The organism is Desulfurellaceae bacterium (assembly GCA_021296095.1).
Lineage (GTDB): Bacteria > Desulfobacterota > Binatia > Bin18 > Bin18 > JAAXHF01.
The window spans coordinates 39,265-51,567 of sequence record JAGWBB010000004.1 but is presented as its reverse complement, the minus strand read 5'-3'; the positions used below and the strand labels follow the sequence as shown (position 1 = coordinate 51,567).

The 12,303-nt window shown below is 60.6% G+C and carries 13 protein-coding genes and 1 tRNA gene; 1 reads left to right on the top strand and 13 read right to left on the bottom strand.

What is annotated here, in order from left to right:
• Positions 1-52: 52 nt before the first annotated feature.
• The 6 genes from J4F42_01470 to J4F42_01445 form a co-directional block, all read right to left on the bottom strand.
• Complete coding sequence (locus tag J4F42_01470) at positions 53-1,171, bottom strand: restriction endonuclease subunit S (protein MCE2484153.1); 1,119 nt, start codon at positions 1,169-1,171, stop codon at positions 53-55.
• Positions 1,172-1,190: 19 nt separating this feature from the next.
• A complete protein-coding gene (locus J4F42_01465) occupies positions 1,191-1,511 on the bottom strand; it encodes a putative addiction module antidote protein (protein ID MCE2484152.1) in 321 nt (106 codons plus the stop codon).
• 4 nt (positions 1,512-1,515) lie between these two features.
• Entirely contained in the window at positions 1,516-1,848 is a 333-nt protein-coding gene (locus tag J4F42_01460; protein MCE2484151.1) for a type II toxin-antitoxin system RelE/ParE family toxin, read from the bottom strand.
• Between the two features lie 81 nt (positions 1,849-1,929).
• Positions 1,930-3,384, bottom strand: a complete 1,455-nt coding sequence (locus J4F42_01455; protein MCE2484150.1) for an SAM-dependent DNA methyltransferase — start codon at positions 3,382-3,384, stop codon at positions 1,930-1,932.
• Between the two features lie 3 nt (positions 3,385-3,387).
• Positions 3,388-5,802, bottom strand: coding sequence for a DEAD/DEAH box helicase family protein (locus J4F42_01450; GenBank protein MCE2484149.1), 2,415 nt, complete (start codon positions 5,800-5,802; stop codon positions 3,388-3,390).
• Positions 5,803-5,857: 55 nt separating this feature from the next.
• A tRNA-Arg gene (locus J4F42_01445) sits at positions 5,858-5,929 on the bottom strand.
• 116 nt (positions 5,930-6,045) lie between these two features.
• On the opposite strand from J4F42_01445, the gene J4F42_01440 reads away from it, so the two are divergent.
• Positions 6,046-6,411, top strand: a complete 366-nt coding sequence (locus J4F42_01440) for a DUF983 domain-containing protein (GenBank protein ID MCE2484148.1) — start codon at positions 6,046-6,048, stop codon at positions 6,409-6,411.
• A gap of 87 nt (positions 6,412-6,498) precedes the next feature.
• Here the strand turns inward: J4F42_01440 and J4F42_01435 are convergent, their stop codons facing one another.
• The 7 genes from J4F42_01435 to J4F42_01405 form a co-directional block, all read right to left on the bottom strand.
• Positions 6,499-6,828, bottom strand: a complete 330-nt coding sequence (locus J4F42_01435) for a cytochrome C oxidase subunit IV family protein (GenBank protein ID MCE2484147.1) — start codon at positions 6,826-6,828, stop codon at positions 6,499-6,501.
• 12 nt (positions 6,829-6,840) lie between these two features.
• Positions 6,841-7,461: a cytochrome c oxidase subunit 3 gene (locus J4F42_01430; GenBank protein ID MCE2484146.1), complete on the bottom strand. Its 621-nt coding sequence runs from the start codon at positions 7,459-7,461 to the stop codon at positions 6,841-6,843.
• The gene (locus J4F42_01425) at positions 7,458-7,754 is read right to left on the bottom strand and encodes a hypothetical protein (GenBank protein MCE2484145.1); all 297 of its coding nucleotides are present in this window, start codon (positions 7,752-7,754) and stop codon (positions 7,458-7,460) included. The genes J4F42_01430 and J4F42_01425 overlap by 4 nt, the downstream gene beginning before the upstream one ends.
• 19 nt (positions 7,755-7,773) lie before the next feature.
• A complete protein-coding gene (locus J4F42_01420) occupies positions 7,774-8,421 on the bottom strand; it encodes a heme-copper oxidase subunit III (GenBank protein ID MCE2484144.1) in 648 nt (215 codons plus the stop codon).
• 166 nt (positions 8,422-8,587) lie between these two features.
• A complete protein-coding gene (gene cyoE, locus J4F42_01415) occupies positions 8,588-9,505 on the bottom strand; it encodes a heme o synthase (protein ID MCE2484143.1) in 918 nt (305 codons plus the stop codon).
• Positions 9,502-10,452, bottom strand: a complete 951-nt coding sequence (locus J4F42_01410) for a COX15/CtaA family protein (protein MCE2484142.1) — start codon at positions 10,450-10,452, stop codon at positions 9,502-9,504. Before J4F42_01410 ends, cyoE begins: the two co-directional genes overlap by 4 nt.
• A gap of 46 nt (positions 10,453-10,498) precedes the next feature.
• Positions 10,499-12,280, bottom strand: coding sequence for a cbb3-type cytochrome c oxidase subunit I (locus tag J4F42_01405; protein MCE2484141.1), 1,782 nt, complete (start codon positions 12,278-12,280; stop codon positions 10,499-10,501).
• Positions 12,281-12,303 lie beyond the last annotated feature (23 nt).

Genomic DNA, 12,303 nt, shown 5'->3' with positions numbered 1-12,303 from the left:
GCGCTCGGCCGCTGGATGCCGGATCACGTCCGGCATGACGAGAGTGGCACGGCTACAGCTTAACGTGAACCGCTCTAGGTCGAGAATAAGGGCTTTCTTCATTCTTTATCGGTGCCAGGGGCTTCCGTGGCGCTCGAATCTTCTTTTGTGCAATTGCACGACTCCGCCACCCCCGAATCCGCTTCAGCAGCTCCGCTGCTGGCTCATCGTTTGGGTCCTGCTCCACCAAATTCCCTCGTACCGCCAAGCTGAGGATAGTCTGACGGAGCGCCTTGATCTGGTCGGGGCGAGTGGTGAGGGGGGCGAGGTTGTTGAGGGCGGAGGCGGTGTGGCTCTGAAATACCGCCGGGTCGGGGGCGGGCGCGCTGAGACGAGCGAGGCTTGCCGCTGCCAGTCGGTTGCGCGTGGTTTCTCGCTCTTTCCGTGCTGCTTCCAGCCGGTCGCAGAGAGCCATCAGTTCATCGACTTTGGCGACGATGCGGTGTTGTTCGGCGAGGGGCGGGAGCATTATCGGAATATCAAGGGCCTTGGCTTGGTTAAGCTTTGATCGTGTCGCCCCAACCACTCTCCCCGAATAGTCAAAGACGTTTAAGTAGTGGACCAGGTATGGATGTGAAACGAGAATGGTGCGAAACACATGGGCATGGTTATTGACCCAGAATTTTCCTGCGATCAGATAAGCTTTTTTGCGTAGAGGCTCGAAGAAAGGCACTCCATCTTCACCGAGCAGAACAAGTTCCTCGTCGAATATGTAGTCGTCGATCCATCCCTGTTGCTGTGTTGCACCGAAATACGGGAACAATTCAGACTGAGACTTATTCGCGATTCGTTGTTCGCGCTCGGTCCCGTTTACCGGCTTTCGCATATAATCTAAGCATTCGGCGATGAACGCCAGCCTTGTCGCAGCCCAACAGCTCGGCGCCACGAAGGGTTGTTCTCCTTGTTCAACCGGTGCAAAGGGCTTTCGTTTCTTCATCTCCCCCGCCTTCACCAACCGCGCCTTCTCCGCCGCAATCCGCTTCAACAGTTCCGACGCCGGCTCATCATTCGGGTCCTGCTCGACCAGCTTGCCGCGTACAGCCAAGTCGAGAATGAACCGGCGCAAGCGCGGAATGGCGTCCGGCGCGTCGGCGAGGCGGTCAAAGTGGGTGAGCAGGTGTTCGGCGTTCATTGGAGAGGCGACGCGGAGGTTAGGCAGCCGTCGTTTCCGAGGGGTTCACCGTTACGCTCAGTTTCAGTCCCAGACTCTTCAGCACGGCCTCAAGCGTAGAAAAGCGCGGGTTGCCCTTGCGGGACAATGTTCGGTACAAGCTCTCCCGGCTGAGCTGCGTATCCTGAGCGAGTTGTTTCATGCCACGAGCTTTGGCGACATCACGGAGGGCCAAGAGAAAGACCTCTGCCCCCTTTGCGTATTCGTCGTCCAGGGCAGCGTTCAGATACGCTACAGCTTCTTCGGGGTCTTGGAGGTCCTGATAGAGGAGGTCTTCGTAGGGAATAGTGCGCCTTGCCATATGCTCATCTCCCAATATAGTCAGCCCAATACTCTTGGGCCTTTTTGATATCCACCGCTTGGGTCCGTTTCGTTCCCCCGCACAAAAGGAGGATAAAACGTGAGCCGTCTTGTCCGATATACACCCGATAGCCTGGGCCGCTATCTACGCGGAGTTCCAACACCCCATGACCGACGGATTTGTAATCTCCAAGGTTGCCGAGGCGGAGTCGTGCTATTCTGACACGGATGTTATTACGCGCTTTCCGATTCTTCAGTGTACGAAGCCACTCCGCGAATGGCGTGCTCCCATCGTTCGCCACATAGGCGACAGCCTGTCGATATCGACTCTCGGGCATATCTTTCAGTAGCGTATAGGCTACTTTTTAGCAATGCTTTGGGGGTGTAGTGGTCGAAGTGGGTGAGCAGGTGTTCGGCCTTCATCGCAGCAACGCTTTCGCCAAGATTGTCTTGAGCTGGTCGCGCAGATTGGCGGCTTCGGCCTCAGTCTCGGTGAGCTTGGCCAGCAGCTCTTGCGGGTCGCCCAGTTCGTCCTCCTGGGTGTGGGGGTTCTTGATGTCCAGGTTGTAGCCGCGCGCCTTGACCTCTTCGGCGGTCACCTTCCAGGCGCGTTCCGTTTCCGCGCGGCCTTTGCGCTCCGTTCCGCCCCACCAGTCCACGCAGTCTTGCAGGTGCTCCAGCCGGATCGGTCTGGTCATGGAATAGGCTTTCTGGCCCTCGGGCACGCGGTGCTCGTAGAACCAGATGTCTTGTGTCGGTGCGCCTTTCTCGAAAAACAGCAGGTTGGTGCCGATGGAGGCGTAGGGCCGGAACACCGAGTTCGGCAGACGGACGATGGTATGCAGGTTGCACTCCTCCAGCAGATGTTCCTTGAGCCGGGTCTTGACACCCTCGCCAAACAGCGAGCCGTCGGGCAGGACCACGGCGGCGCGTCCGCCCGGCTTCAGCAGCCGGACGATGAGAGCCAGGAACAGGTCGGCGGTCTCCTTGGTCCGAAAATGCTGCGGGAAGTTGCTCTCAATGCCGTCTTCCTCCTTGCCGCCAAAGGGCGGGTTGGTCAGCACGATGTCCACCCGGTCCTTTTGTCCCCAGCCGATATACGGCCGGGCCAGGGTGTTGTCGTGACGCACGAAGCTGGGGTCCTCAACGCCGTGCAGCAGCATGTTGGTCACACACAGCATATGCGGCAGGGGCTTCTTCTCCACGGCCCGCAGGGCGGCTTGCAGGGCGGCCTCGTCTTCGGGTCGCTTGATGTAGCGCTGGCGCATGTGGCGCAGCGCGCAGCTCAGAAAACCGCCGGTGCCGCAGGCCGGGTCGAACAGGCTCTCGCCGGGGTGCGGGTCAATGCGGTCCACCATGAAGGCGGTCACGGCGCGCGGCGTGTAGTACTCGCCGGCATTGCCCGCGGATTGCAGGTCGTTCAGAATCTGCTCGTAGATGTCGCCGAAATGCTGGCGCTCACTCAGATTGTTGAAGTCAATGTCGTTGATTGTGTTGACCACCTGCCGCATCAGCTGGCCGGACTTCATGTAGTTGTAGGCGTCCTCAAAGACCTCGCGCACCACACGGCCACGGGCTCCGGTCTGGGCGGTTTGCAGGTCCTTCAGAGCCGGGAATAACTCGGCGTTAATGAAGGTCAACAGTTCCTCGCCGGTCCTGCCCTCGGGGTCGGCGGCCCAGGTCCGCCACTGGAGGCGCTGCGGGACCGGGGAGGTGTAGTCGGCCTGCATCAGTTCCAACTCCTGGTCCTGATCGTCGATGATCTTGAGAAAAAACATCCAGCACAGCTGGCTGATGCGCTGGGCGTCGCCGTCCACGCCGCTGTCCTGGCGCATGATGTTCTGGATGGATTTGACCGAGGTGCGAACAGACATGGATTAGGCGGTCTCCTGATACAGGGCGGCTTGCAGGTCGTGAACGGCGGCCAGGAATCTGTCCTTGCTGCCAAAGGCTCTGATTAGCTGCACCGGCGTGCCGAGTGTGGTAAACGGCGGGATGCGCAGCACGTTGGCGTCGTCGAGGTTGAGCACGCCCTCGTCGGCATATTTGGTCAGCAGGGCGTCGAGCACGGCGCGGGCCGGGCCACCGTACTTGTGGAACACGTCGCGCTTCCTGACGTGCTGGGCGCGCTCGCGGCGGGTCAGCGGCTTGGCGTCAAAGGCGACATGGCAGATGAGGTCAAAGGGGTCGAGGTCCTTGCCGAGTTCCTTGCCGAGTTCCTGGGCAATCGTATCGAGCGCCAGCCCCTCGGCCTCCAACTCCTCAAGAATGGCTTGCTTGCGCTCGGCCGCCTTCCAGCGCTTGAGAAAATCGTCCAGGCTGGCAAAGCGTTTTTTCAGTGCCTTCTTGGTGAAGTCGCGCAAGGACTCGGTGACGAGCTTGCCGTACCCGTCGAGGTATTCCGCCCGCTCGGCGACGATTGTCACGGCGATGCCGTCCACATACACCTTGCGTCGCGTATCCGGGGGAGGCCCCGGAGGAGGATCGCCAATGATTTCTTGCTCTTCTTCGTCCGGCGGAGTGATGGGACCGTCCTCGCCGGGCTCGTATATCTGTACCGGCTCGCCGTCAAAGTCGGGGTCGGCGAAATGGCCGGTCGCGCCCCGAAAATCTATCAGGGTGAAGTAGAACTTGCGCGTGTCTTCGTGTACGCGGGTGCCGCGGCCGACAATCTGCTTGAACTCGGTCATGGAGCCCACCTCACGGTCAAGCACGATGAGTCGGCAGGTCTGGGCATCCACCCCGGTCGAGAGCAGCCGCGAGGTCGTGACCAACACGGGATATGTGGATTCTGGGTCAATGAAGTTGTCCAGTTGAGCCTGCCCCTCGGTGTCGCCGCCGGTGATACGCATGACGTAGCGGTGGTTCTCGGCCACCAGGTCGGCGTTCTCGTTACTCAGGGCTTGGCGCATCCGGGCGGCGTGCTCCCGGTCAACGCAGAAGACAATCGTCTTCTGGAAGCGGTCGCCACTTTCCTTCAGAAATTGGGTGATCTTGCGGGCCACCAGTTTGGTCCGTTCGTCCAATACCAGAGTGCGGTCAAAGTCCTTGGTGTTATAGAGGCGGTCCTCGACCTCGCGGCCGTCCCGGTCCAGCTGACCGGGTTCGGGCCGATAGCCCTCCACGTCGCGGTCGATATGCACCTTGATGACTTTGTAGGGTGCCAGAAATCCGTCGCGGATGCCCTGCTTGAGAGAATAGGTGTACACCGGCTCGCCGAAGTAGCCGATGTTGGACACGTAGGCCGTTTCCCTGGGCGTGGCCGTCAGACCGATGTGGGTGGCCAACGAGAAATAGTCCAGGATTTCCCGCCAGGCCGAATCCTCGGCCGCACTGCCGCGATGGCACTCGTCAATCACAATCAGGTCGAAGAAACCGGGCGAAAACTGGCGAAAGACTTTCTGACGGTCCTCCGGCCCGGTCAGGGCCTGATACAGGCCCAGATAGATTTCATACGAGGTGTCAATCCGCCGCTTGCGGTCAATCGCGGCACTCAGGTCCTCGGAAGAGCCGCCCGCGCGTTCGATAGTCTTTTCGATAGTTTTGGCCCTGGGCGACAACTTGGCCATGGCCGGACCGAAAGGCCGGAAGTCGTTGACCATCGTCTGGTCAACCAGCACATTGCGGTCGGCCAGAAACAGGATGCGCTTCTTGCGGCCTGCCTTCCACAGTCGCCAGATGATCTGAAAGGCCGTGTAGGTCTTGCCCGTCCCAGTGGCCATGACCAGCAGGAGGCGCTCACGGCCCTTGGCAATAGCCTCAATGGCGGCGTTGATGGCGTTGACCTGATAATAGCGCGGGGTCTTCCCGCTGCTATCGCTGAAATAATCCTGCGTGACAACATTCTCCGTCTCTGGTTTCAGGTCCTTCCAGACGCGGTAGCGCTCCCACAGGTCGGACGGCGAGGGAAAGGCGTCTAGGCTGAGGTTGGCTTCCCGCTCAGGGCTCAGGCCGGTCCGGTCGTGGAACACAAAGCCCTCACCGTTGGAGGAAAAGACAAAAGGGGTATGCAGCGTCTCGGCATAGTCGAGAGCCTGCTGCATGCCATCACCAACCGCGTGAATGTTGTCCTTGGCTTCAATCACCGCAATGGGAAGATTGGGCTTGTAGTGCAGGACGTAATCGGCCTGCTTGCCCTCACCCCGGCTGACCAGCTTGCCGCGCACGATAATGCGGCCTTTGGTGAAACTGACCTCGCGGCGAATCTGTGACTCGTCCCAGCCGGCCTGGTGCAAGGCTGGCGTGATGTACTTGGCGCGCACATCGCTCTCGCTAAGACGTGTCTTTTCCATGGCGAGTTCTTCCCTATTCATCGAACGGATGGGAATAGAGAAAACAGGAAGGATATACCCTCGCCGGGAATCGAACCCGGACCCCAGGTTCCGGAGACCTGTGTGATATCCATTTCACCACGAGGGCACGACAAGAGCTGTTGGGTGTATCACATGCGACAGCCGTGAGCAATGTTCTTGCCGCATTCCCACCTTGCCTGTAACGTGAAAAGGCAAAAGAGCGTATCCGCCAAGAGAGAAATGATGGCTCGCTACTGGCTTGGACAGGTGCTACTGAGGGGCGTGCGCCTGCGCTGTCCCCGGTGCGGAGACGGGCGGCTGTTCAGCGGCTTTTTTACCATGCATGAGCGGTGTCCGCAGTGTGGCTACGTGTTTGAACAGGAGCAGGGCTATTTTGTCGGGGCGATTTATATCAACTATGCCGCCACGGTGGCGCTGGGCCTGCCTGGCTTTTTGGCCCTCCACGCGTATACCGATATGAGCCTCACCCGGCAGCTGGTAGTGTGGCTCGGCTTTGCCGGGCTGTTTCCCCTGTGGTTCTTTCGCTATTCGCGCAGCCTGTGGCTCAGTCTGGCCTATGCGGTGACACGGGGCAAACCGGCCGAATAGCGCAGACGGCGGGCATGAAAAAGGCATCCGAAATCAGCTCCGGATGCCTTTTGTGTTCACTGCGCACTCAAAAGCCAAAGACTGGCGTCAGTGCTCGGCGGCGCTGACCGCAGGCGTGTCCGGCGGGGTGTAGGTTTTCCCCTCGTCGGTCAGATCCGGCAGCAGCATCAGGATGAGAAAGACGCAGATGATCATCGGCGTGAGGGCGATGACGCCCAGCGTAGTGCGCTCAAACTTGAGGTGCATGAAGTACAGGGCAACCAGCATGGCTTTGACCACCGCCAGCAGAACCAGGATGGTGCCGTTGACCGGGCGGCTGAATACGCCGAGAACCGGAACCAGAACCTCAATGATCGTTAAGATCGTCAAGGCCCAGAAGATGTTCATGTAGTTGGGTTCGTGGTGGGCATTCTCCATGGCGGATTCTCCCTATAGCAAATACACGAAAGTAAAGACCAGGATCCAGACCAGGTCGACAAAGTGCCAGTACAGGCCGACGATCTCGACATGATTGGCATCTTCGCCCAGGTATCTGCCCTTGCTGCCGCTGATCAGAATACATGTCAGATAGGCCACCCCGCCAAACACGTGGCAGCCGTGGAAGCCGGTCAGGATGTAGAAGGTCGTGCCAAACAGCGCCGCTCCCCAGGGATTGTCGCTCATGGTCATGCCTTCGTGGGTCAGGTGGGTCCACTCGTAGGCCTGGAGCAGGAGAAAGATGGTCCCGCCGGTAATCGTCAGCAGCATGAATTTTTTGAAACCGGCCAGATCGCTATGCCGGGCCGCCGACAAGGCCTTGACCATGGTGACACTGGTACAGATGAGAAGGAAGGTCATGCCTGCCGTCAGCTGAATGCCCAGCGCATCCAGCGGATCGGGCCAGTCCGGGCTGCGGGCCCGTAGCGCGCCGTAGCCGGCCAGCAGCCCGCCGAACGACATGGCATCACCGGCCAGGAAAACCCACATGCCAAGTTTACCCCAGCTTTCCGGGGTTAATGGCGATTCGGCTGGTTCAACAGCCCCCTGTGTCTCAATAACCGCTTCGCTCAAGGCTGATCCTCCTTCTTTTTTGTCTGGGTAGGGTCAAAAGCCAGCACTTCCGCTGGCGGATGTGGGGAACGGCTGGCGTTCCAGTAGGTGTAAAAGATCCAGCCGCCGACCGAGGCCAACAGCACAAACGGCATGGTCATCATCAGCATGACGCTCCAGAAAATGCCGACCGCCAGGGGGTCCTCAGAGCCGGACAGGGCTGTCTTGCACATGGCACAGCCCTGAGCCAGGGCTTGGGCCGGAATCAGCGCCAGGCTGATGAGACCGGGATATATCAGCATTTTCGCTAACATCGTCCGCTCCGCGTGCCGATCAGTTCAGATAGACCAAGGGAAACAACAGCGCCCACAGGCCACCAACGTAGTACCAGTACATGCCGCACACCTCAACCGCAACCGGCCGACGGGCAGAGAACGCGCCGCGTTTGGCCAGGACCAGGACGACGAGCAGCCAGACCACGGCGGCCAAAACGTGCAGGCCGTGGCAGCCGATCAGAGTGTAGAAGGTGGCGCCATAGATACCGGTTGAGATCGTCAAACCGTCCCGCACCAGCTGTGTCCATTCATAGCCTTGGACGCCTAAGAAGACGCTGCCCAACAGCGCGGTCAGGCCCAGCCAGTTGCCCGCACTGCGCAGGCGGTCGAGGCGCAGGGCGGCAATGGCCCGGTGCATGGTGTAACAGCTGACGAATAAGACCAGGGTGTTCACCCAGGTCACGCCGACCGGCAGGTACAGATGGCCGGACGGCCAGACCGAGCTGCCGGCCCGAAAGACCACGTAGGCCCCGATCAAGCCGACAAAGAACATGGTTTCGGCGCTGATGAGCATCAGCATGCCCAGTCGGGCGTTGCTGATCGGCGGACCGGCTACGCCTGGGGGGGGGCCGCCTCCAAAGCCTGGAGACGGCCGGGCCTGAGCTTGTTCAGCTGTCTGCGGCAGGGCGGCAGTGGCGCTTGGCATGGGACGCTCCTCGGGATCTTCTCCACCAGCTCAGACGAGGATAATAAAACACACCGTGGCGGCAAGATACAGGGCGATAAAAATGGCCAGACCGCGACCGATGATACGGTTGACCGTGTGTTTCTCTTCTCGGCTCGACATGGTCATCCTCAGGTTTCCAGCGCACTTACAGCGGGACTTTATCAAAGGCCATCACGGCCAGCAGCAGCGGCAGATAAATCAGCGAGGCAAACAACAGTCGCCGGGCGGACTCCGGCGAGCGGGCCAGCGCCAGACGAACGCTGTACCACAGGAACATGCTGCCCAGCCCGAACGCTACACAGAAATACAGCGGTCCGGCCAGACCGACCAGGGTCGGCAGCAGGCCGACGGCCAGCAGCGCCAGACAGTGGCTGGTCACCTGCCGGCCGGTGCTTTTCCCGTCGGGGTTGATGACCGGCAGGAGTTGGAATCCGGCTCGGGCGTAGTCGTCCCGGTACAGCCAGGCTATGGCCAGCGAGTGCGGCATCTGCCACAGAAACATGATGGCAAACAGGATCCAGGCCTCCAGATCAATCGAGCCGCGGACGGCCGCCCAGCCAATGACCGGCGGCAGAGCACCGGGCACGGCACCGATCAGGGTACACAGCGAGGTCGTTTTCTTGAGCGGGGTGTAGACTCCCAGGTAGCTGACCACAATGGCTGTGGTGACTGTGGCGCTGGCCAAGTTGACGGTCCAGGCCAGATAGACGAGTCCGGCGACGGTCACCAGCGTCCCGAACACATACGCCTCGAGAGGCTGGACGCGTCCGTCGGGCAGCGGCCGCAGCTGGGTGCGTCGCATTTTAGCATCGGCCTCGCGTTCGAGCACCTGGTTGAGGGCCAGGGTCCCAGCGGCGGCCAGGGCCGTGCCCAGCAGGGTGTGCAGCAGCAGCCGGTAGTCGGCGACGCCCAGTGAGGCCAGATAAAAACCGACACAGGTCGTAATCAGGACCAGACTCACGATCCGGGGCTTGGTCAGCTCGAGAAAGGCCAAGCTGCGCTGCCAGACCCGATCCAGACGGTCGGTGCGACCCATGGTCGGCGCATGTGTGCGGAGTATCATGCCGAAACCTGTTCCGGGGTGAATGCAGGACGAGCGGAAGGCGCCACGCCGTCACGATAGGAACGCAGGCTGAGGCGGACGCCGGTGGCCAACATGAGCGCGCCAATGACGACATGGACGGTCGCCAGCACAACAACGACGGGGCTGAGAAAAGCTCCGCTGGCGGTGTATTTGCCGAGATAGGCCAGCACGCCCAGCCCGAGCTGCACGAACAGCAGACGCCGCAGCAGCAGGGCCGAACGCAGGACAGACGGATGGTCGGCGTACGACTGGACGATCCAATCGACCAGCCAGAAGACGAGACCGGTGACAAGGACGGCGCCCAGGATATGGACTTCGGCCCCGCTGCCGGTGTGGCGTACGACCGCACCCAGGACGATCTGGGCATACACGGCCACCGTCGTGATCACGCTCAGGCGTTGGACCGAGGCAGCGTCCGCGACCGTTTTTTGCGGCTGTCGGTCCTGCCATTCGGCCGAGGCCAGCAGGGTCAGGGCGGCCAGGAAGGCAAAAAACGCCTGGGCCAAGCCGCCGTGAATCAGGGCCAGCAGGTTTTCGAGCAGGACCACCCGCAGTCCTCCGAGCACGCCTTGGACGATCACGGCCAGCAGTGCGACCACACCCAGCCAGCGCATCCACGGCCGCCGTTCCGTTGTCCACAGGGCGACCGTAAGCAGGATGGTCAAGAAGCCAACGGCCGAGCCGAGCAGGCGATGGCTGTGCTCGTAGAAGATGCCGCCAACCATCTGCGACCAGGGGTAGAGGAACATGTTGTAGCCAAATGTCGTCGGCCAGTCCGGGACGGCCAGCCCGACCCCCAGGCTGGTGACCAGGCCGCCCACAAACAGCAGGGGCAGGGTGCAGACGGTGGTCAGCAGGGCAAACCGGTAGGGCCAGGGGGAAAATGTGGACAGGGCTGAGGAAGGACTGAGGTGTGCCATGCTCATATGAACCCGGCTGTCTGCACAGCCGGGTCAGCCAGCGCGTCCCGGCTCAGTGCGAGGCTGCGGCAGCCTCAGGCCCGAGCCGTCTATCCTGGGGCAGCCAGTCCTCCTGGACCAGCGGCGAGCTGTACTCATACGGGCCGCGGTAGACGGTCGGGACGGTCTCGAAGTTGCCGTGGGGCGGCGGCGAGGGCGCGGTCCATTCCAGGGTGTTGGCCTGCCAAGGATTGTCCTCGGCCTTTTTGCCGGCGAACAGACTCCACACGAAATTGAACAGGAAAATCAGCTGGGACGCCCCGAGACAGAAGGCGCTCATGGTGATGAACACATTCCACCACTGCAGATCGACCAGAAACTCATACTGCAGCGGGTTGTAGATGCGCCGCATATGACCCGCCACCCCCAGGAAGTGCATGGGGAAGAAGGCGCAATTAAAAAAGATGTAGGTCAGGGCAAAGTGCAGCTTGCCCAGGGGTTCGTTCATCATCCGGCCGAACAGTTTGGGGAACCAGTAGTACAGGGCGGCAAACATGCCGAAGATGATGCCGGCCACCACATAGTGGAAATGGGCGACAATGAAGTAGGTGTCGTGAATGAAGATATCCACCGGCGTGACCGCCATATAGATGCCGCTCAGGCCGCCAATCACAAAATTGGACACAAAGCCGAGGGCAAACAGCATCGGGCTGGTAAACCGGATGGTCCCGCCCCACAGGGTGCCGAGCCAGTTGAAGGTCTTGATGGCGGACGGAATGGCGATGACCATCGTGGTCAACATAAACGCGGTTCCCAGCACCGGGTTCATGCCGCTCAGGAACATGTGGTGCCCCCACACGATCCACGACAAAAAGGCCAGGGCGATCATGGAGAAGGCCATGGCGTGATAGCCGAAGATGGGCTTGCGGGAAAATGCGGATAGAATATCCGAGGTGACGCCCATCGCCGGCAGGACCAGGATGTACACCTCGGGGTGGCCGAAGAACCAGAACAGGTGTTGCCACAGCAGAGGCTCTCCCCCACCCGCCGGCAGGAAGAAGCTGGTGCCCATTGTGCGGTCAAACAGCAGCATGCCCAGGGCGGCGGTCAGGACTGGCAGGGCCAGCAGCAGCAGGATGGCGGTCACGAACAACGACCAGATGACCAGCGGCATGCGAAACCAGGTCATGCCCGGCGCCCGCATATTGATGACCGTCGTAATATAGTTGATTGAGCCCATCAGAGACGAAAAACCCAGGATGAGCAGGCTGATAATCCACAGGTTGACGCCCTGAGCACCGGCACCATAGGTCGCATCGGCCGACAGGCTGGCATACATGGTCCAGCCGCCGCCGGCCGCGCCGCCTTCGACAAAAAAGCTGCACAGAATCAGCACGATAGCCGGTACGGCAGTCCAGAACGACAGCATGTTGAGGACCGGGAAGGCCATATCGCCCGCGCCAATCATCAGCGGGATCAAGAAGTTGCCGAACCCGCCGACCATGAACGGCATGACCACAAAGAAAATCATGATTGTGGCGTGCATGGTAAACAGCGAGTTGTAGAAGGCCGGGTCCATATACGCCCCGTACAGGCCGTGCTCCGGCTCGGCGTACATGAACGGCTCGGAAATCCAGCTGGTGAACGGTACCGGGGTTTCCGGCCAGGCCAGTTCCCAGCGCATCATCATGGCCAGCAGGCCGCCGATGACGAGCATCAGGACGCTTGAGAATAAGAACTGGCGTCCGATCATCTTATGATCGGTGGAAAAGATATAGGTGCGGATAAATCCCAGCTCGTGGTGGGCGTCGTGAGCATGGGCCTCCTGGGCTTCTACCGCTCCTGCGTCGCTCATGGTCTGTCTCCTATGGCTTGATC

What these genes read in the sequence shown, in the direction of transcription:
- J4F42_01470 (MCE2484153.1), bottom strand. Translation starts at nt 1,171, where the DNA reads ATGAACGCCGAACACCTGCTCACCCACTTTGACCGCCTCGCCGACGCG.
- J4F42_01465 (MCE2484152.1), bottom strand. Translation starts at nt 1,511, where the DNA reads ATGGCAAGGCGCACTATTCCCTACGAAGACCTCCTCTATCAGGACCTC.
- J4F42_01460 (MCE2484151.1), bottom strand. Translation starts at nt 1,848, where the DNA reads ATGCCCGAGAGTCGATATCGACAGGCTGTCGCCTATGTGGCGAACGAT.
- J4F42_01455 (MCE2484150.1), bottom strand. Translation starts at nt 3,384, where the DNA reads ATGTCTGTTCGCACCTCGGTCAAATCCATCCAGAACATCATGCGCCAG.
- J4F42_01450 (MCE2484149.1), bottom strand. Translation starts at nt 5,802, where the DNA reads ATGGAAAAGACACGTCTTAGCGAGAGCGATGTGCGCGCCAAGTACATC.
- J4F42_01440 (MCE2484148.1), top strand. Translation starts at nt 6,046, where the DNA reads ATGGCTCGCTACTGGCTTGGACAGGTGCTACTGAGGGGCGTGCGCCTG.
- J4F42_01435 (MCE2484147.1), bottom strand. Translation starts at nt 6,828, where the DNA reads ATGGAGAATGCCCACCACGAACCCAACTACATGAACATCTTCTGGGCC.
- J4F42_01425 (MCE2484145.1), bottom strand. Translation starts at nt 7,754, where the DNA reads ATGTTAGCGAAAATGCTGATATATCCCGGTCTCATCAGCCTGGCGCTG.
- J4F42_01420 (MCE2484144.1), bottom strand. Translation starts at nt 8,421, where the DNA reads ATGCCAAGCGCCACTGCCGCCCTGCCGCAGACAGCTGAACAAGCTCAG.
- cyoE (MCE2484143.1), bottom strand. Translation starts at nt 9,505, where the DNA reads ATGATACTCCGCACACATGCGCCGACCATGGGTCGCACCGACCGTCTG.
- J4F42_01410 (MCE2484142.1), bottom strand. Translation starts at nt 10,452, where the DNA reads ATGAGCATGGCACACCTCAGTCCTTCCTCAGCCCTGTCCACATTTTCC.
- J4F42_01405 (MCE2484141.1), bottom strand. Translation starts at nt 12,280, where the DNA reads ATGAGCGACGCAGGAGCGGTAGAAGCCCAGGAGGCCCATGCTCACGAC.